General features: G+C 53.8%; 14 protein-coding genes and 1 pseudogene. 13 read left to right on the top strand and 2 right to left on the bottom strand.

Features of this window, described 5'->3' with window-relative positions; genetic code table 11:
- Positions 1-133: 133 nt before the first annotated feature.
- Positions 134-763 carry a phosphatase PAP2 family protein gene (locus tag ACLI4M_RS01520; protein ID WP_413449772.1) on the bottom strand — a complete coding sequence of 210 codons (630 nt, stop codon included), beginning with the start codon at positions 761-763 and terminating at the stop codon, positions 134-136.
- 189 nt (positions 764-952) lie between these two features.
- On the opposite strand from ACLI4M_RS01520, the gene udk reads away from it, so the two are divergent.
- The 3 genes from udk (at position 953) to asmA (ending at position 4139) form a co-directional block, all read left to right on the top strand.
- Positions 953-1594 (top strand): uridine kinase, encoded by a 642-nt coding sequence (gene udk, locus ACLI4M_RS01515; protein ID WP_048915568.1) that lies wholly within the window; start codon positions 953-955, stop codon positions 1592-1594.
- A 25-nt stretch (positions 1595-1619) separates the two neighbouring features.
- Positions 1620-2201, top strand: a complete 582-nt coding sequence (gene dcd / locus ACLI4M_RS01510) for a dCTP deaminase (protein ID WP_048915569.1) — start codon at positions 1620-1622, stop codon at positions 2199-2201.
- Between the two features lie 90 nt (positions 2202-2291).
- Positions 2292-4139 (top strand): outer membrane assembly protein AsmA, encoded by a 1848-nt coding sequence (asmA, locus tag ACLI4M_RS01505; RefSeq protein ID WP_133623288.1) that lies wholly within the window; start codon positions 2292-2294, stop codon positions 4137-4139.
- A 188-nt stretch (positions 4140-4327) separates the two neighbouring features.
- Here asmA and ACLI4M_RS01500 read toward each other — a convergent pair whose 3' ends face one another.
- A complete protein-coding gene (locus ACLI4M_RS01500; protein WP_133623289.1) occupies positions 4328-5893 on the bottom strand; it encodes a TerC family protein in 1566 nt (521 codons plus the stop codon).
- Positions 5894-6704: 811 nt separating this feature from the next.
- On the opposite strand from ACLI4M_RS01500, the gene wbaP reads away from it, so the two are divergent.
- From wbaP to wcaK, 10 genes and pseudogenes are all read left to right on the top strand, one after another.
- Positions 6705-8138 (top strand): undecaprenyl-phosphate galactose phosphotransferase WbaP, encoded by a 1434-nt coding sequence (wbaP, locus tag ACLI4M_RS01495; RefSeq protein WP_133623290.1) that lies wholly within the window; start codon positions 6705-6707, stop codon positions 8136-8138.
- A gap of 129 nt (positions 8139-8267) precedes the next feature.
- Positions 8268-9402, top strand: a pseudogene (locus tag ACLI4M_RS01490) (polysaccharide export protein).
- Between the two features lie 15 nt (positions 9403-9417).
- A complete protein-coding gene (locus tag ACLI4M_RS01485; protein WP_133623291.1) occupies positions 9418-9852 on the top strand; it encodes a protein tyrosine phosphatase in 435 nt (144 codons plus the stop codon).
- Positions 9853-9863: 11 nt separating this feature from the next.
- Complete coding sequence (gene wzc / locus ACLI4M_RS01480) at positions 9864-12044, top strand: tyrosine-protein kinase Wzc (RefSeq protein WP_099754596.1); 2181 nt, start codon at positions 9864-9866, stop codon at positions 12042-12044.
- A gap of 78 nt (positions 12045-12122) precedes the next feature.
- Positions 12123-13028, top strand: coding sequence for a glycosyltransferase family 2 protein (locus ACLI4M_RS01475; RefSeq protein ID WP_133623292.1), 906 nt, complete (start codon positions 12123-12125; stop codon positions 13026-13028).
- 36 nt (positions 13029-13064) lie between these two features.
- Entirely contained in the window at positions 13065-14189 is a 1125-nt protein-coding gene (locus ACLI4M_RS01470) for an EpsG family protein (RefSeq protein ID WP_048915577.1), read from the top strand.
- Positions 14190-14260: 71 nt separating this feature from the next.
- On the top strand, positions 14261-15013 hold the full coding sequence (locus ACLI4M_RS01465; protein ID WP_048915578.1) for a glycosyltransferase family 2 protein: 753 nt from the start codon (positions 14261-14263) through the stop codon (positions 15011-15013).
- A gap of 29 nt (positions 15014-15042) precedes the next feature.
- Positions 15043-16077, top strand: coding sequence for a glycosyltransferase (locus ACLI4M_RS01460; RefSeq protein ID WP_048915579.1), 1035 nt, complete (start codon positions 15043-15045; stop codon positions 16075-16077).
- 87 nt (positions 16078-16164) lie between these two features.
- Positions 16165-18378, top strand: coding sequence for a phage tailspike protein (locus tag ACLI4M_RS01455; protein ID WP_133623293.1), 2214 nt, complete (start codon positions 16165-16167; stop codon positions 18376-18378).
- A 194-nt stretch (positions 18379-18572) separates the two neighbouring features.
- The gene (gene wcaK, locus ACLI4M_RS01450; protein WP_048915581.1) at positions 18573-19823 is read left to right on the top strand and encodes a colanic acid biosynthesis pyruvyl transferase WcaK; all 1251 of its coding nucleotides are present in this window, start codon (positions 18573-18575) and stop codon (positions 19821-19823) included.
- Position 19824: the final 1 nt, after the last annotated feature.

Raw genomic sequence — 19824 nt, 5'->3', positions numbered from 1 at the left:
TATAGGCGTAATCTTAATAACTTTTGCCATGCTAGCATAAGAAATAAGCGATGCAGCGCGCGAAATACAAAGATGCCTGTATTCGGACGATTGACAGGCGATTGTGGCCGCGCGGGGCGGCCAGAGAATCCTGTTACTGGCGAAGCTTCAGCAGCTCTTCGCGCGTCCAGGCATGGTCGATACCGGCTATCTGCACCGACAGACGCTGTAAAAATTGCTGAGTGGTGGCGATGCGCCCATGACCAATCAGCAACAGCGGCAGCAGCAGGGCAATGCACAGCTGGACGGGGGAGAATCCGTGCGGGCGGATGCGGCGCTGGCTGACGAGGAAGGCGGTGCTGAGGGTGAAACCGAGGATCAGACCGCAGATGACTTCGCTGGTGGAGTGGTAGTTAAGCACCAGGCGTGAAATCCCCACCATCAGCGGGATCAGATAGCCGACAACCAGCGCCAGCCCGCGCCAGACGTTGCTAAGACGGCCGCTCAGCAGCCACAGCATCACCGGCCACAGGGTGGCAGACATCGCGCTGTGGCCGCTGAATCCGGTAAAATTAAAGCGTGCGCTGCCGATGCCAAATCCGAGAAAGGCAATTTTAGACAGACTAACCACTGCACCCGCCGCGCAAAACGCCAGCACCCAGTACCACGCGGTGCGCTTATCGTCACTTTTCCAGTGCAGCAGCAGCGCCATAATGACGGCGGTCGGGATCAGCAACATGCTGTCGCCAAAGTAAGTCAGGAGATGAATGAGATGCCAGGACACGCTGTTTCCTTTTGCTGTTTTTCTGCTGTCCAGTTTAACGGTGAAAGCATTTGTCGCCTAACGGGAAAGTCCGAAAACAGCAAGGGCGCTTTTCTCTGGCATCAGAGCGGCTAACTCCCTATAATTGCGGCGTTCCATCCAGGTGTATTCATACTTTTTAATATCGTCTCAAAATCAGGTCTTTAATATATGACTGACAAGTCACACCAGTGCGTCATCGTAGGTATCGCGGGCGCATCTGCCTCGGGAAAAAGTCTTATTGCCAGTACGCTGTATCGTGAAGTGCGCGATCGGGTAGGTGATGAAAACATCGGCGTTATCCCAGAGGATGCCTATTACAAAGACCAAAGCCATTTAACCATGGAAGAGCGGGTCAAAACCAACTACGACCACCCGAGCGCCATGGATCACAGCCTCCTGCTGCAGCATCTGCAGATGCTGAAAGCGGGGCAGCAGATTGAACTGCCGGTCTACAGCTACGTTGAGCATACCCGCACCTCGCAAACGATTATTCTCAAGCCAAAGAAAGTGATTATTCTTGAAGGCATTCTGCTGCTGACCGATGCGCGCCTGCGCCAGGAGATGAACTTCTCCATCTTCGTCGACACGCCGCTGGATATCTGCCTGATGCGCCGCATGAAGCGTGATGTTAACGAACGCGGGCGCTCAATGGATTCGGTTATGGCACAGTATCAGAAGACAGTGCGTCCAATGTTCCTGCAGTTTATCGAACCGTCCAAACAGTACGCCGATATCATCGTGCCGCGCGGCGGTAAAAACCGCATTGCTATCGATATCCTGAAAGCAAAAATTAATCAGTTCTTCGAATGATCGAAGCGTCAGCTGGAGTAGCGCAATGAGATTATGTGACCGCGATATAGAAGCCTGGCTCGACAATGGCAAGCTGGGCATTGAGCCGCGCCCGCCGGTTGAGCGTATCAATGGCGCAACCGTTGATGTGCGTCTGGGCAACCAGTTCCGCACCTTTCGCGGCCATACGGCCCCCTTTATCGATTTAAGCGGTCCTAAGGATGAAGTCAGCGCAGCGCTTGACCGCGTGATGAGCGACGAGATTGTGCTGCCGGAAGGGGATGCTTTTTATCTTCATCCTGGCGAACTGGCGCTGGCGGTGACGTTTGAATCCGTTACGCTGCCTGACGATTTAGTCGGCTGGCTTGACGGGCGCTCTTCGCTGGCGCGCCTCGGCCTGATGGTGCACGTTACGGCGCACCGCATCGACCCTGGCTGGCAGGGACGCATCGTGCTGGAGTTCTATAATTCAGGTAAGCTACCGCTGGCGCTGCGCCCCGGGATGCTGATTGGCGCACTCAGTTTTGAGCCACTTTCCGGGCCGGCTGCTCGTCCTTATAACAGCCGCCAGGATGCCAAGTACAAGGGTCAGCAGGGTGCCGACGCCAGCCGGATAGATAAAGACTAGCGGACAGATGTCAGGCCCAAGAGATTTCAGGTTGCAGGAAGGCAGCCAATACACCTGCAATTTGAACGATGAAGGGTTTAAGGAGTAGGCATGAAAAGATTGATAACCACACTGGCCATCCTCCTGGTGGTGATGGTGGCAGGAATGACTGCGTTAGTGGTGCTGGTCAATCCGAATGATTTTCGCGCCTATATGATCCGTCAGGTCGAGCAGCGCAGCGGCTATCAGCTGGCGCTAAACGGTGAGCTGCGCTGGCACGTCTGGCCGCAGCTCAGCATTCTTTCCGGCCCGATCACCCTGACCGCACCCGGTGCGGCCCAGCCGATTGTCCACGCAGACAATATGCGTCTCGACGTCAACTTACTGCCGCTGCTCTCCCATCAGCTTTCCGTTAAGCAGGTGATGCTGAAAGGGGCGGTGGTGCGCCTGACGCCGGACAGCGAAAGCCAGCGCCCGGCAGATGCACCGATTGGCCCGGCCAGCGACAACAGCGAGCTGTCGGTGGATGAGGTGACGCGCGGCTGGCGCTTTGATATCTCCCGCCTGCGTATCAACGACAGCCTGCTGGTCTGGCAGCAAAATAACGGCGAGCAGCTTAACGTGCGCGATTTTAATCTGTCGCTCGATCAAACTCAGCCGCGCCAGGCACACATTGAATTCAGCAGCCGCATCAACCGCGATCAGCGTGAACTGCAGCTGCACTTTGATGCCGATCTCGATATCACCGATTACCCGAAGCATCTCAGCGCGCTGGTTAACCAGCTTGATTACCAGCTGAAAGGGGCCGATCTGCCGCAGGAGGGCATCAAGGGTAAAGGGCAGATGAAAGCGCGCTGGGCGGCAACCGCTCAGCGTTTCGAACTGAGCGATTTCAGCCTCAGCGCCAACGACAGCACGCTGGCCGGTACCCTTTCGGGCACCCTCGGCCAGCGGCCACAGCTGTTGGCCGATCTGCACTCGCCCAGCCTGAATCTTGACTCGCTGTTCGGATTTGTCGCCGATGCCGAGGACAGCACCAGCGGGTCAGATCAGCGCAGCGGGCGCGGGCCGGTGATCTCCAGCACTCCTGAATCTGATAATGCCGATTCGGTGTTGAACGCGATGGACGGTGAACTGACGCTGGCGGTGGATCAGCTGCGCTGGCGCGGTATGCCGTTCAGCAAGGTTGCGGTGCATGGCGTGAGTAAAGACGGGCTGCTGACGGTGGACAACTTTAAAGGGCAGTCTGAAAACGGCAGTTTCTCGCTGCCCGGGACCGTTGATGTGCGTACCGCCACGACGCGCGTGACGCTGGCTCCTGAACTGCATCAAATCAATCTGCCACCGCTGCTGAAAAGTTTCGCCATGCCGGACACCGTCAGCGGCGTTCTGTCGCTCAACGGCAATTTTACCGGCAGCGGCCTGAGCGTGGATGACTTTAAACGCCAGTGGCGGGGCAAAGCCCAGCTCAGTGTGGAGAATGCCCAGTTCGCCGGGCTGAACTTCCAGCAGCTGATTCAGCGTGCGGTGGAAAATAGCAGCAGCAAAGTGCACGGCCAGGGCGATGAGAATATTCCGGACCTGCAGTCAATTACCGGCAGCGCCAGCTTGAACAATGGGGTGATTGATTTCGGCACGCTGGATGCCCGCTCGAACCTGCTGAACTATACCGGTGCGGGCAGCGTTGATTTGGTTAAGCGGGCGCTGGATGTGCGCTTTGGCGTCACGGTGACGGCGGGCTGGAGCGGCGACGACACGCTGGTTAAACGCCTGCAGCAGACGCCGGTGCCGCTGCGCATTTACGGTCCGTGGTCAGCGATTAACTACAACCTGAAGGTGGATGATGTGCTGCGCCAGCAGCTGCGTGACGAAGCGCGCCAACGCCTGAAAGAGTGGATTGGCCGCAACCCGGACAGTGACAAAAACAGCGATGCGAAAAAGTTACTCAAGGATATGTGATGTAGGGGGCGACCCTTTTTTCCGGTCGACCCGCGCTGATGATATGCACCGGGCGGACCGAAAAAGAGGGTCCGCCCCTACAGTCAGCATGTACTTTCTGCAGGGAGTGTGAAGCCTGTCGGGGTCGACCCGTGCTGATGATTTACACCGGGCGGAGCGAAAAAGAGGGTCCGCCCCTACAGTTAGCATTACGGATTGATATTTAACGGGATAATCTGCACTTTCTGCACCCGGTGGCTGTCCACCTGCAGGGTACGGAACAGATACTGGCCGACCTCCACCTCTTCTCCCTCCTGCGGCACGTGCTGCAAATGTTCCATCAGCAGGCCCGCCAGGGTGTGGTACTCACGCTTATCATCCAGTTCCAGCGGCAGATGCATGGCTAAATCATCCAGCGGCATGTGGCCGTTGGCGATCCAGCTGCCGTCACTGTGCTGCTCAATATCATAGCGCGGGTCGGTCTTCTCCCCCTCATTGGGCAGATTACCGGCAATGGTTTCCATGACGTCACTCAGCGTGACCACGCCCTCGACCGAACCAAACTCGTCGACCACAAAGGCAAAGTGGGTGCGCGCGTGGCGAAACTGCTCCAGCGCGGGCAGCAGGGAGAGCTGCTCCGGGAACACCAGCGGCTGGCGAATTAACCCCCGCAGGTCGAGATCGTTGCCGTGCAGTGCCTGCTTCAGCAGGTCAATGACATGCACCACGCCGAGCGGGTCATCATTGCCCTCGGTAATAATTAATCGCGTGTGCTGGTTACTATCCAGCAACGCCATAATCTGCTGCGGCGATTCGGCCAGATCAATATGCTCAATATCGTGGCGTGAGGTCATGATGCTGCTGACGCTACGCTGGCCCATGGCCAGCACGCGTGCAATCATCATGCGCTCCTGCTTATTAAAGATCGCTTTACGCCCCGGATTATCGGCCACCAGCGAGGCGGTCTCAGCATCCAGCTCTGACTCTTCATGATGCCCGCGCAGCAGGCGCAGGACGGCTTCTGCGGTGCGTTTGCGCAGCGGGGCATTGCCTGACAGGAAACGTCGGCGGTTAAAGTGCGCCAGCTGGTTAAGCGCTTCAATAATCACCGAGAAGCCAATCGCCGCGTACAGATAGCCTTTTGGGATCGCGTAGCCAAAGCCGTCAGCCACCAGGCTAAAGCCAATCATCAGCAGGAAGCTCAGGCAGAGAATAATAATCGTGGGGTGGCCGTTAACGAAGCGGGTCAGCGGCTTACTGGCCAGCAGCATCAGCAGGATAGCAATAATGACCGCGGCCATCATCACGGCCAGGTGGTCCACCATTCCGACGGCAGTGATCACCGAGTCGAGTGAGAATACCGCATCCAGCACCACGATTTGCGCCACCACCGGCCAGAAACGGGCGCCACGCTTCTGCGGCCCCTCGTCTTCATCCTTGCCTTCCAGCCGCTCATTCAACTCCATGGTGGCCTTAAAAAGCAGGAATATTCCGCCGACCAGCATGATTAAATCGCGTGCACTAAAGGGGTGCGCGCCCACGCTGAATAATGGTGCGGTCAGTGAAGAGAGCCAGGAAATTGAAGCCAGCAGCAGCAGGCGCATCACCAGCGCCAACAGTAATCCGGTTACGCGCGCTCGATCGCGCAGGGCAGGGGGGAGTTTTTCCGCCAGAATGGCAATGAACACCAGGTTGTCAATGCCCAGCACCAGTTCCAGTACCACTAACGTGACCAGGCCAGCCCATATTGACGGGTCGGCGATCCATTCGAACATTGTTTTCACCTGAACAGCATTTGCAATATTTCAATGATGGGACGCTTTGTCCGGCATTTCAACCTGCAACGGCACTTCTGCGCCTTTTGCTTAGCAGGCTGGCGAACAAAAAAACAGCAATCACGCTATGTTATTAACCCATTACTTCCGAAATTCTTAATCTGATGGCTTTCAGGAATAATCGTATAGGGCCTATCTGATTAAAGCGTGATACTTAACGGGTAATAACGCACCGAGCAGGATTAGTCTTAAATTACAATATAAGCTAATTCCGAATTTTACTGTGTAAGGGGTGGGGCTATGAGTGGTACTGACACAGTCGTAAGGTAGTCTTATTCCGAAAAGAAGGTACGGGCGCAGGGAGCCTCTTGTAAACAGGCCAGTTATAACTAGTATAGCAACGTGTTACTGAATGTCTGCGTGGATGTTGTATTTAGCGCAGTGCTAAGCGGTTGGATGTTGATTTACGTGATTCGACACGCAACTTGCTGGTAAACGCTAAGGCCTGCCGTAAGAGATGACGGGTGGACGACATGATACGGAAACATTTACAGCGCATTGGCAGCTACAAGCCAGGGGCGGTAGCGTGTCCTGACGAGTCTTGAGACTGTTCAGGAAGCGCCGCGGACAGTAAACGTTTATGTTGATTTTATTGCCAAAATCTCTTGCCGCTATGCAGCTATAATGACTTTTTTGCCAGACTCCCTAAATAAGTTTCCTGTGAAATAACCGCCGTGTTGCTAAGACACGCATCTCCAGGTTTGAAACCAATAAAACACAGGCTTCCTAAGATAAAAATTACGAGTTAACTATGCGCGATATTGAATTTACCTTTAAAGGGTTGTTAATAAAACTGTCATTGGCTCTTTCAGATCTCATCTGTTTTAATGCGGCACTGGCAATTGCCATTATGCTGATTAATAGTTTGCCTGGTGATATTCTGTCAGAAATACCGGCTCACGATCTAAACCTGAAAATAGCAACACATATTTTACTTTCTGTAGTTTGTGTTGGCTGGTTCTGGGTGAGATTACGCCATTACACATACCGCAAACCGTTCTGGTTTGAGTTAAAAGAAGTCTTCAGAACAATTTTGGTATTCTCCATTGTTGACCTGTCAATTAGCGCACTGTCCAAATGGGAACTCTCCCGCTGGATCTGGGTATTAACCTGGCTGCTGGCGATGGTGATGATTCCAATTGGGCGCTCGATAGTGAAACGCGTGCTTAACCGCAACAAGTTATGGAAGAAACAGTCCATTATTCTTGGCAGCGGTAAGAATGCGGAAGAGGCGTATAAAGCGCTGCAAAGCGAAGAAGTGATGGGCTTCGACGTGGTGGCATTCTTTGATGTTGACGGTAGCCAGCCCGCTCTGGAGCTGTTTGGTATTCCGGTACTCAAAGATGAGCAGCAGCTATGGTCACTGGTAAACAGCGAAACGCAGTTTATCGTGGCCGTGGAATATGAGCAGAGCCAGTCACGCGATCTGTGGCTGAAAAATCTGGCTAAACATAACTGCCGTTCTGTTTCGGTCATTCCTTCTTTACGCGGCGTTCCGCTTTATGGCACGGATATGGCATATATCTTCAGTCATGAAGTGATGATCCTGCGCGTAAATAACAATCTCGCCAAGCGCACTTCGCGTTTCCTGAAACGCAGCTTCGATATTGTGGGTGCGCTGAGCATTATCACCATGCTGATGCCCGCATTGGCTGTCCTGATCTTTATGGTCTCCCGCGATGGTGGGGCACCTATCTACGGTCACGAACGCGTGGGCCTTAACGGCCGCAAATTCAAATGTCTAAAGTTCCGCTCAATGGTAGTGAACTCCAAGGAGGTTCTGGAGGAGGTGCTGCGAACCGATCCGGCAGCGCGTGAAGAATGGGATAAAGACTTTAAGCTGAAAAATGACCCGCGCATTACCCGCGTTGGCCATTTCATCCGCAAAACCAGCCTTGATGAACTGCCGCAGCTGTGGAACGTGGTGCGCGGTGAGATGAGCCTGGTGGGTCCACGTCCGGTGATCGAAGCCGAACTGGAGCGTTATGCGGGGGATGTTGATTACTACTTTATGGCTAAACCAGGCATGACTGGATTGTGGCAGGTGAGTGGGCGTAACGACGTGGACTATGAAACCCGTGTTTACTTCGACTCCTGGTACGTGAAGAACTGGTCACTGTGGAACGATATCGCCATCTTATTTAAAACCGTCGGCGTCGTGTTGAAACGCGATGGGGCTTATTAAAACGAAGCCAGGGGGCTAAAGATAATGACCAACAGTACCAGTGCCTGATTTGAGCAATTAGCTACTTTTAGACGCTACACAGCGGCGGTCTCGCCACTATCATTCAAATTACTGATAGCGATGAACTAGATGATTACAATCAAAACTAAATTGATACCCCTGCTGGTATCGGCAGCACTCCTTTCCGGCTGTACTATCGAGCCGGGCAGTCATCTCTCCACCATGGGGAAAGATGTCGTCAAGCAACAGGACAGCGACTTCGATATTGATAAATACGTCAATGTCTACCCGCTGACGCCAAGCCTGGTAGAACGCATGAAGCCGAAGCCCGTTGTGGCGCAGGCCAATGCCGGTCTGCAGCGCGAGGTGCAGAACTATGAATACCGCGTTGGTGTGGGCGATGTCCTGACCGTGACCGTCTCGGGATCACCCGGAACTGACCACGCCAGCCGGTCAGTACCGTAGCGCCAGCGACACCGGTAACTGGGTACATTCCGACGGCACCATCTTCTATCCGTACATCGGCCGCGTGCGCGTTGCCGGCCGTACCGTGCAGGAAGTGCGCGATGAGATTGCCCGCCGTCTGGCGCAGTACATCGAAAGCCCGCAGGTGGATGTCAGCATCGCCTCGTTCAAATCGCAAAAAACTTACGTGACCGGGGAAGTGACCACCTCTGGCCAGCAGCCAATCACTAACGTGCCGTTGACGATTCTGGATGCGATCAATGCCGCGGGCGGTCTGACTGCCAACGCCGACTGGCGCAACGTGGTGCTGACGCACAACGGCCAGGAGCAGCCGATCTCGCTGCAGGCGCTGATGCAGAATGGCGACCTGTCGCAAAACCACCTGCTCTACCCGGGCGACATTCTCTATGTGCCGCGTAATGACGATCTCAAAGTGTTTGTGATGGGTGAAGTCAAGCAGCAGGCCACGCTGAAAATGGACCGCAGCGGTATGACGCTGTCGGAAGCGCTGGGTAATGCACAGGGTATGGATCAGACCGTGGCAGATGCAACGGGCGTCTTCGTTATCCGTCCAATTCGTGGACAAAACCGCAGTAAAATCGCCAACATCTATCAGCTTAATACTAAAGATGCCGCCGCGATGGTAATGGGAACTGAGTTCCAGCTAGAACCTTATGACATCGTTTATGTCACCTCGACGCCTCTGGCACGTTGGAACCGCGTGATTTCACAGCTGGTCCCAACCATCAGTGGTGTTTACGATGCGACACGAACCGTGCAGACGCTTCATAACTGGTAACCCTCGGGGATCATTATGATTAATTCAATCTTAGTCGTTTGTGTAGGCAACATCTGCCGCTCCCCGACCGGGGAACGGCTGCTGAAAACCGCACTGCCTGAGAAGAATATCGCTTCCGCAGGGCTGGGCGCTCTGGTTGATCACGCTGCTGACGAAACCGCCAGCAGCGTGGCCGGTGAGCATGGTGTGTCGCTGGAAGGTCATGCGGCACAGCAGCTCACCTCGAACATGTGCCGGGATTATGACCTGATCCTGGTGATGGAAAAAAAACATGTCGACCAGGTGTGCCGCATCAACCCCTCCGTACGTGGCAAAACTATGCTGTTTGGACACTGGATCAATCAGCAGGAAATAGCGGACCCGTATAAGAAAAGCCGCGATGCCTTTGAAGCCGTGTACGGAATCCTTGAAAACGCTGCCCAGAAATGGGTCAACGCATTAAGCCGATAGTTGGGACCTCCATGAAAATAAAAAGTAAGGCACCGTCAGCGCCTAAAGACGATTCTAGCGGATTCGATCTGGCGCACCTTGTGGGACAACTTATTGACCATCGCTGGATCATTGTGGCTGTCACAGCGCTGTTTATGCTGATGGGCACGCTGTACAGCCTGTTCGCAACACCGATTTATAGCGCCGATGCGATGGTGCAGGTGGAGTCGAAAAACGCCAACACCGTATTGAATGACTTAACGCAGATGATGCCGAATTCACAGCCGGCCTCAGCGACCGAAGTGGAAATCGTTACCTCGCGTATGGTGCTGGGCAAAACGGTTCAGGACCTTGGCCTCGACGTGCTGGTGCAGGAAGATTTCTTCCCGCTGATCGGTAAAGGTTTGTCGCGCATGATGGGCAACAAACCGGCGCAGATCGCCATTTCGCGCATGAAAGTGCCGGCGGTGTGGGAAAAGCGTCAGCTGACCGTTGAAGTTGATGGCCCGGACAGCTACACCGTCAGTAAAGATGGTGATGAGCTGTTCAAAGGTAAAGTGGGTCAGTTCGAGCAGCACGGCGATGTCACCATGCTGGTCAGCGACATTAAAGCGGATGAGGGTACCAGCTTCACCGTGACCAAACTCAGCGACCTGCAGGCGATCAAACTGGTCAGCAGCAACCTGACCGTGGCCGATATGGGTAAAGACACCGGCGTGCTGGGCCTGACCTATAACGGTGAGGATCCGCAGCAGATCAGCCTGGTCCTGAACCAGATTATTAACAACTATCTGTATCAGAACGTTGAGCGTAAATCTGAAGAAGCCGAGAAGAGCCTCGAGTTCCTTAAGCACCAGCTGCCGGAAGTGCGCGCTAAGCTGGACCAGGCTGAAGATAAGCTCAACAGCTACCGTCGCCAGAATGACTCGGTGGATATGTCGCTGGAAGCCAAGTCGGCGCTCGACTCTTCCGTCAGCATCCAGAGCCAGCTGAACGAGCTGACCTTCCGTGAAGCAGAAGTGTCCCAGCTGTTCAAGAAAGATCACCCAACCTACCGTGCGCTGCTGGAAAAACGCCAGACGCTGGAAGATCAGCAGAAAAAGCTGAACGGCAAAATCAGCCAGATGCCGCAAACCCAGCAGGAAATCGTGCGTCTGACGCGTGATGTGCAGGCCGGGCAGGAGATCTACATGCAGCTGCTGAACCGTCAGCAGGAGCTGAACATCAGCAAAGCCAGCACCGTCGGTGATGTGCGTATTATCGACCATGCGGAAACTGCCGGTACGCCTGTGGCACCGAAGAAACTGCTGCTGATTGCCGCCAGCCTGATTGTTGGCCTGGTGGTCTCTGTAGGCGTGATTCTGCTGAAGGCACTGTTCCACCACGGTATCGACAACCCTGAGCAGCTGGAAGAGCTGGGCCTGAGCGTTTACGCCAGCGTGCCGCTCTCCGACTGGCAGCGTAAGAAAGATGCTGAAGCGCTGGCCAAACGCGGCCTGAAAGCCAAAGCTGACCCGCACAACACGCTGCTGGCGCTGGGTAACCCGACCGACCTCTCTATCGAAGCGATCCGCAGCCTGCGTACCAGCCTGCACTTTGCGATGATGGAAGCGAAAAACAACATTCTGATGATTACCGGTGCCAGCCCGGGGATTGGTAAAACCTTTATCAGTACCAACCTGGCGACACTGGTGGCTCAGGCCGGTCAGAAAGTGCTGTTCATCGATGGTGATATGCGCCGGGGTTACACCCACGACCTGCTGGGTGCGGAAACCAAAAGCGGTTTGTCGAACATCCTGTCCGGTAAAACACCGCTCAGCAGTGAACTGGTGCAGCACGGTCCGTACGGCTTTGACTTTATCGCCCGCGGCCAGGTGCCACCGAATCCGTCCGAACTGTTAATGCATAACCGCATGAGCGAGCTGCTCGACTGGGCCAGCAAGAACTACGATCTGGTGCTGATCGATACGCCACCGATTCTGGCTGTAACCGATGCCTCCATCATCGGCAAGATGGCAGGGACGTCACTGATGGTGGCGCGTTTCGAAACCAACACCGTGAAAGAGGTCGAGTTCAGCTACAAGCGCTTCGCCCAGAATGGTATCGATATTAAAGGGGTGATCCTCAATGCCGTAGTGCGTAAGGCCGCTAATTCTCATGGTTACGGCTATGACTATTACGACTACAGCTACAAGCAGGATGCGAAAAGCTAAGTAAACCCTGAGGAACCTTCTTTGAAGGTTCCTTTATTTTTTAGAATGTTGTTTTGGACGATTAAAAGGTGCCTGACAATGAAGGATATTTTATTTTCCATCGTCATTCCTGCATATAATGCATCCGAATCTATCGTGACCACCCTGGATTGTGTGGCAGCGCAGAGTTACCAGAATTTTGAAGTGATCATCATTGATGATAAATCCGCCGATGCCGAACAGCTGGCTGCGGTGGTGCAGTCAGAGCGTTACGCGCAGCTGAAGATCAACCTGGTGCTGTCGCAGGAGAAGCTCAACGGCTCCGGCGCGCGCAATAAAGGCATCGAACTGGCGACCGGCGACTATATCAGCTTCCTCGATGCCGATGACGAATGGCACAAGGACAAGCTGCAGGAGAGCCTGAAGCTCATCCAGCAGCTGGAAGGGCAGGGTAAGCAGAAGTTTATTATCTATAGCCAGGTTAACATTATTCAGGACGGTCACTTCCTGAAAGTGCTGCCGCTACAGCAGGTGTCGCGCACTGAAACCGTGGCCGAATATCTGTTTGGCTGCTACGGCTTTATCCAGACCAGCACCATTGTGCTGAAGCGCGAATATGCGCAGGAGATCCGCTTTGATCAGAAGTACATCCGCCATCAGGATTACGATTTCTGCATCCGCGCCGATCGTCTTGGCTATGAGTTCGTGATGATTGCGCAGCCGCTGGCGAACTATCATCTGGTGACCAAGTTTGGCTCCAAGCATAAGGGTGAGTCGGTGAAGTACTCTTACTTCTGGCTCGATAATATGAAGCCGTACCTGACGCGCCGTGATATCCACACCTATAAAGCGTACAAGCTGCCGTTACGTTATAAGATGGATGGCAAGTCATTCCAGGCCAGCCTCAGCTTTGCCCGCTACTTTTTCTTAACCAATAAAGATAACCGCACTTACTTCCTTAATCGTCTGAAAGATAAATTCAGGGCGCGTTTAGGGGGGAAGTAGCACTATAAGAATTATAAAGAACGGGCGGATTAGAACATGGCAATATATTGGATAATTAGCTACACCATTCTCGTTTTCTGTTTTTTTGAACTGGCATCGATTAACCAGGCCAATGAACCAAAAATGAAGCGCGTGCTGACCTACTTCTTCTTTATTGGTACGGTGGCGCTGATCATGTTTGCCGGTTTCAGGGGGCCAAATTCGGGTATTGATGACTGGCAGTATCTTGGCTTCTTCCACGATTTCTCGCGGCAGACCACTATCAGTGGCTACGCCACCGTGGCGGATATTTACCGCTATGAAAACCTGTTTATGCTGCTGGCATGGGTGCTGGGCTGGTTCACGCATGAAAGCTACTACTTCCTGCTGTTTGTCGCATTTATTGCCGTATCGACCAACGCCTGGATTTATAAGAAGTATTCGCCGTTGATCCTCTGTTCGCTGTGCCTGTACTCAGCGCACCTGTTTATCAACAAGGATATGAACCAGATCCGTTTCGGCCTGTCGAGTGCTTTCGCCGTGGCCTGTATCTGTTCGGCGGCCGGGCGCAAGTACTTCATGGCGTTTGTCTTCCTGGCATTTAGTACTCAGTCGCACTCCACTGGCTATGCGGTGCTGATGGTGCTGCCGTTCCTGTTCCTGAAAGAGCGTAAGTACTTCGGTCTGGCGATGGTGTTTGCCGCTATCCCATTAGGCCTGGTCGGCGGTAAAAAGCTGTTCCTTGACTCGCTGGGTATTGTGCCGGTGATCGGCGACCGCGCCATGGGCTATAGCGGTACGGTGTTTGATGCTGCCTCGCCGGTGTTTGGCCTGGCGAACCTGAAAAACATCGCCTTTATTGCCTTCTTCACCGTGGTCTACTTCCGCCAGCCGATTAAAGAAGAAGATCGCATCGCCTATATTCTGTTTATCGCCTATTCGGCGGGTGCGGCGGTGCGTATTGTCTTCTCAGACTTCTCAATCCTGGGTGGGCGCGTGGGTAACCTGTTCCTGCACTGCGAGCCGTTGCTGCTGGCCTTCCTGATGATGCGCATCCGTAACGTGCTGCTGAACTTTGGGCTGCTGTTTGCCATGACGTCTTATTACCTGGCTTACAACACCATCCTGTCGGTGCAGTCGATTAACGGTTACAGCATCGCGCCAATATTCAGATTGTTTTAATTAACGTCGCGGCCGGGCATACCCGGCCCTGAAAATTTAATAATTTATAAACCTCAGATTCAGGGTATCAGATGAATAATCAAATCGGCACGGTCGGGATTATTATCCCCATGTACAACGCGCGCGCGACCATTTTGCGGGCGGTGCAGTCGGTGATTGATCAGACCTATACTGACTGGCGGATCTACCTGATTAACGATAAATCTACCGATGATTCACTGGAGTTCGTGCGCCAGCACTGCACCGACGAGCGCATCACGATCCTCAGTAATGAGGTCAACCTCGGCGCGGCGGAAACCCGCAATGTCGGCCTGAAAGCGGCGCGCGAACCGTTTATTGCTTTCCTCGACAGTGATGATGAGTGGTTCAGTGACAAGCTGATGCTGCAAACGCGCGCGCTGGCCTCCGGCGACGATCTGGTGATCAGCGATTACAGCTACCGTTCGCGCACCAAATCCTATGACGTGCGCTACGGTAAACCCTATCTGATGCAGGATAGCTTCGTGAAAAAGCAGTTCCGTATCTGCTTCTCTTCCGTCTGCTATCGCCGCCCGGCGAAAACGGTGCTGTTTAAGAAAAAGGGCCACGAAGACTTCCTGTTCCTGTACGAGCTGTTTGAACAATATAAGCAGGCGCGGGTGATCGATAAAAATCTGGTGACCTATTACGAGATGGGTGACTCGCTGTCGCGCAATAAAAATAAAGCGGCCAAATGGCATCTCGACCTGTTGAAGTTCATTTTTAAAAATAACCCGCTGAAAGTCTATTACTACTATGTCTGGTACATGGTTAATGGCGTGTTGTTTACTTTGAAGCACCGTTAATATTTGATGTTTTTGAGGTGGTTTTAATCATGAAAAAAATCGTGCTGGTTATCAAAGATGCCTATTCCTATGCCGGAACCGAGAATATCTGTAACTTTATGTCGGAGTGTTTAGGCCCGCAGCATGAGGTTACCGTCTATTCGCTGGAAGGCTCGGGTCAGCCGTTCTATCCCTTTGAGCATGTGCAGCAAATTGTCAGTTTTGCCGGTGAAAAGCAGCCGCTGAAAAGCGTGGTGAAACGTATTCATCAGGAGCAGTTTGACGCAGTGTTTCTGATCAGCATGGGGCGCCTCAGCGTGATGTTTGCCCTGTACAGCATGATGACGCTGAAAAAGAAAACGGCCAAAGTGTACGCCTGCGAGCACGTGGCGATTAACTCCTTCAGTAAACCGATCAAACTCCTCAAGTACCTGATGCTGCGCTATTACGACCGCGTAATTGTGCTGACGGATAAAGACCATCAGGTGTTCAACGGCTGGAATATCGCCAGCAAAACCATCCCCAATCCTGTGGTGTACAAAAATCATCACCGCACTCAGCGCCACTACCAGGCGCTGGCCGTCGGCCGCCTGGATCATCAGAAAGGTTTCGATCTGCTGCTGGATGTCTGGCAGGGCTTTGTGGCGACCAATCCGGACTGGAAGCTGGTGATTGCCGGTGACGGTGAGTTGAAAGAGCAGCTGATAGCCCAGGCGGCGCGCCTGAATATCAGCAACAGCGTCAATTTTGTCGGCCGCGTCAGCAACATCAACGACTACTATCGCGACAGCGATATGGCGCTGATGACCTCGCGCTATGAAGGCTTGCCGCTGGTGCTGCTGGAAGCGAAATCCTGGTCCCTGCCGGTGGTGGCGTATGACTGCCCGACCGGGCCGCAGGAGATCGTTAATCATCAGCAGGATGGATTCCTGGTGGCGATGAACGATAAAGCGCGCTTTATCGAAAGCATGAATCAGCTGGCCCATGACGATGAGCTGTTTTACGCCATGAGCGCCAGTACTCAAACGACCGCCCTCAAGTTTGACGGCAAGGTCATCAAAGAAGCCTGGCTGTCGCTGATTTAACGACGGCACGGGCTCGCGCCTGACCTCTGGAAGTCTGTTTCATACCTGCTGTGCTGCAGGACCAAAAATTGACCACGGGACAACATCATGAAAAGAAGAGAATTACTCACTGCGTTCTCATCGATTCTTGCAGGGTTCACTGTAAGCTCATTCACCGCTAATGCGGCCAAAAGTAACCCCACACTGGCCCTGAAAAGTGTCAATCCTGGCGATCTGCCGAAGGGTGATGTGCCTATTCTGACGCCGGAAAATGTCTATACCATGCCGGATCAGTTCTGGAAAAATTTCAGCGGCAAACTCTATATCGGTAAAGCCGGCAGCGACCCGACCCAAGCGGGCAATCTGATTAGCCTCTACCTGCGCGATGCCAAAGGCAACGTGTCTGAAGTGCAGCAGCCGGTGGCGCTGAATAAAGGCAGCTTCGAGCAGTTTATTGCCGATAATGCCGCGCTGATTGCTGACCCGTCGCACTCAATGGCGGTGGTGGATGACGGCGGACAAACGCTGTTTAACATCCCTGACGTGACGCGCGGCAGTAACAACTTCAGCCAGCGCCTGGCACAGCCCGCCGGTTACCAGCTGATCGGTGAAATTGCCTCGGTAGATGACTTGCGTAAAACCCGCCCGCTGTTCAGCGGCGCCAAGATTAAGCTGAAAAGCTGGCATGACGGGCTGGAGGTCGGCGGCGGTGAGTTTGTCGGTAACCTCAGCGCCGCCAAAGATGATGGCGGGGTGATTATCGCAGGCAACGGCGACTTCCACTGGCGCCGCGTGGTTGAGGACTTCAACCGCCTGACCCTGTTTGACTTCGGGGCGATTGACGATGGCAAAACCGACAGTGCACCGGCAATCAAGGCCATGTACCAGTGGGCGCAGGATGCCAATCAGCAGATCTGCCTGCAGTTCCCGGCGGGGACGTTCTTCGTCAGCGCCTGTGATTTCTCTGCACAGCAAACGCGCTTCTTCCGCATCTCTGGTGCGATGGTCAACTTTGGCTACTTCCCGGCCACCACCATTGTTTCCGACGGCGATTCAGACTTTGTCTTTAAGGTTAACACCCGCTGGGTGGAAGTCAGCAACCTGCAGTTCAACGGCCGCACCGACGAGCGCCCGAACAGGCAGGGTTTTTTCGACAACAAATGCGCCGGCGGCCAGTATTTCCGCGGCGCCTGCCTGCGCTTCGTGCGCGTTGGCGGCACCTCGCTCAGCCTGATGGACACCCTCGACTGTAAAATTGACCAGTGGTATGCGCTGCGCTGCAGCGGCGACGTGATCAAATCTGTCTGGTCGAACGCGCCGCAGGGCAAGTGGGACCACAGCACCGCCATCGAGCTGTCTAACTTTAACGCGCAGTACTGCACCGAAGGGAAAGTCCTTAACCTGCAGCGCTGCGGTCAGTCGCTGATCCACAACGGCTGGATCGAGCATACCGAATTCCCCGGCGACATCTCCAACGGCCAGTGGATTATCGATGCCCTGAGCCTGGAAACCTGTAAGAACCCGCTGATCGCCCATAACTCGCGCCTGAATACGCGCCAGACGAATCTGCAGGCCGGCAGCTGGATCGATAACTCGCTGGCGGAAGGTGAGTGGCTGGGCGCCTGGGAGCGCGGTTCAACCCGCGTGGAATCCTACGGTATCGCGGTCGACGGCAGCATGAAGTACAACTACCTGACTTCGCGTTTCCGCATCGAAAATAACAGCAATCAGCAGAAATGGGTTGAGCTGGGCAACATCTATACCCCGGATGTCGGCGATGCGTGGGAGATTGAAATCTTCGGCCAGTCCTCATTCAGTAACGGCAGCAGCAGCGCGCCGCTCAATAAGGTGGTCGGCGATAAGACTACCGGCGGGCGGGCGATCGTCAGCCTGCAGCGCAAAACCCACAAGTTTGAAGCCTCATGGCATGCGGAAGGTGCCAGTCCGGTGCTCGACGTGATGATCGTGACGCCGCACGACACCGATGTGCGGATCTTCGTCAAAATTGACGGCTGGGTTGCTTCTGCCGGGGTGCTGATCAAAACCACGGCTAAAGACCGCTTCAAGACCGGACGCTGCGCGCGCTTCGACAGCAGCATGAAATTTGGCGCGGCGCCAACGGGCAAAGACGCCAGCCGTGCGGTGCAGCGCTTCAGCCTGCACAACGGTAAAGCGGGCATTGGCGCTAATGAAAATGGCGATTTGCTGATGGCTTCCCGCCCGCTGAGCGCCGATCAGGTTAATACCGACCATCCCGAGGGGTTTGTCTCGATTGTTCTGAACGGCAAGCAGGTAGCTATTCCCTACTTCGCACTGAAATAGTGTCAGTTTTTCGTTAAGACCACGGTTTTTCAGAGTTATCAGGCTGTTTTTCTGATGCCTGGAAAGGCAGCCTGTTTTAAGCGGTTAAGACGTATTGATGGGTGTTTGGCAGTTTTTAAACAATAAGACTTATTAATTAACCACTTAAGGTCATTTAGGCCTGTAAGAATTATAAAATTTTTTCTGGAGTAGTTATGAAGATTTTGTTAGTTGGCAATCATACATGTGGAAATCGTGGTGATGGCGCTATTTTACGCGGGATTATTGATTCGTTAAACCTGGCAAGGAACGACCTCGATATTGACGTTATTAGCCGTTATCCAACCAGTTCTGGTTACCTGCTCCAGCAAGATATTCTGCCAGATGCGCTCTTTTTGCAGACTAAAAAGGGCAAAAACAAGCTGGTAGATAAAATTAAGCGCCGTCTGATGCCGAAAATCATGATGGCGCATATCGCCAAACGCGGCGTGTTTAAGCTGTTTCCTGTGCCGCAGTATCTGCAGGAGTTCAGCGACAATCTGAAGCAGTATGACGCGATTATTCAGGTCGGTGGCTCGTTCTTCGTTGACCTTTACGGCCCGCTGCAGTTTGAACACTCGCTCTGTGCGCTGCTGGCCGGCAAGCCGATTCATATGATTGGGCACAGCGTGGGTCCTTTCCAGAAGCCGCGTTTTAATGAAATCGCCAATTTTGTCTTTGACCGCGTAAACAGCCTGGTGCTGCGTGAAAGCGTCAGCCTGGAGATGATGAAGCAGGGCGGTATCACCACCGGGAAAGTGGTAAAAGGTGCTGATACCGCCTTTCTGGTGCGCGCACGTGAAGTGGCGGAGCCGGGCCATAACCTGCTGCACTGGCAGCAGGTTATCGGCCAGCAAAAGACCATTGCCATTACCGTGCGTGAACTGGCCCCGTTCGACAAGCGACTGGGCGTAACGCAGCAGCAGTATGAAGAAGCCTTTGGCAAAGTGATCAACGCCATGATCGCCCGCGGCTACCAGGTGGTGGCGTTCTCGACCTGTACCGGCATCGACAGCTACAACAAAGATGACCGTATGGTGGCGATGACCCTGAGCGACCATATCGAACAGAAAGATAAGTACCACGTCATCATGGATGAGTTTAACGACCTTGAGCTGGGTATCCTGCTGGGTCAGTGCCACCTGACGATTGGTACACGCCTGCACTCGGCGATTATCTCAATGAACTTTGGTACGCCAGCCGTGGCGATCAACTATGAGCACAAATCCCTTGGGGTGATGAACCAGCTGGGCCTGCCAGAGATGGCCAGCGATGTGAAGAGCCTGATGGACGGCAGCATTATCACGAAAGTGAATACCGTACTGGATAACTACGATGCGGTGAAACAGCAGGTAGACAGCGCTGTGGAACAGGAACGGATGCTGGGTAACCGGATCACTGACGACGTGGTTAAACTCTTAGGGTGAA

Origin of the sequence: Erwinia sp. LJJL01 (assembly GCF_047300805.2) — a bacterium.
Lineage (GTDB): Bacteria > Pseudomonadota > Gammaproteobacteria > Enterobacterales > Enterobacteriaceae > Erwinia > Erwinia aphidicola.
Note: the sequence above shows the minus strand (reverse complement) of the source record. Positions and strands in the feature narration are given on the sequence as shown.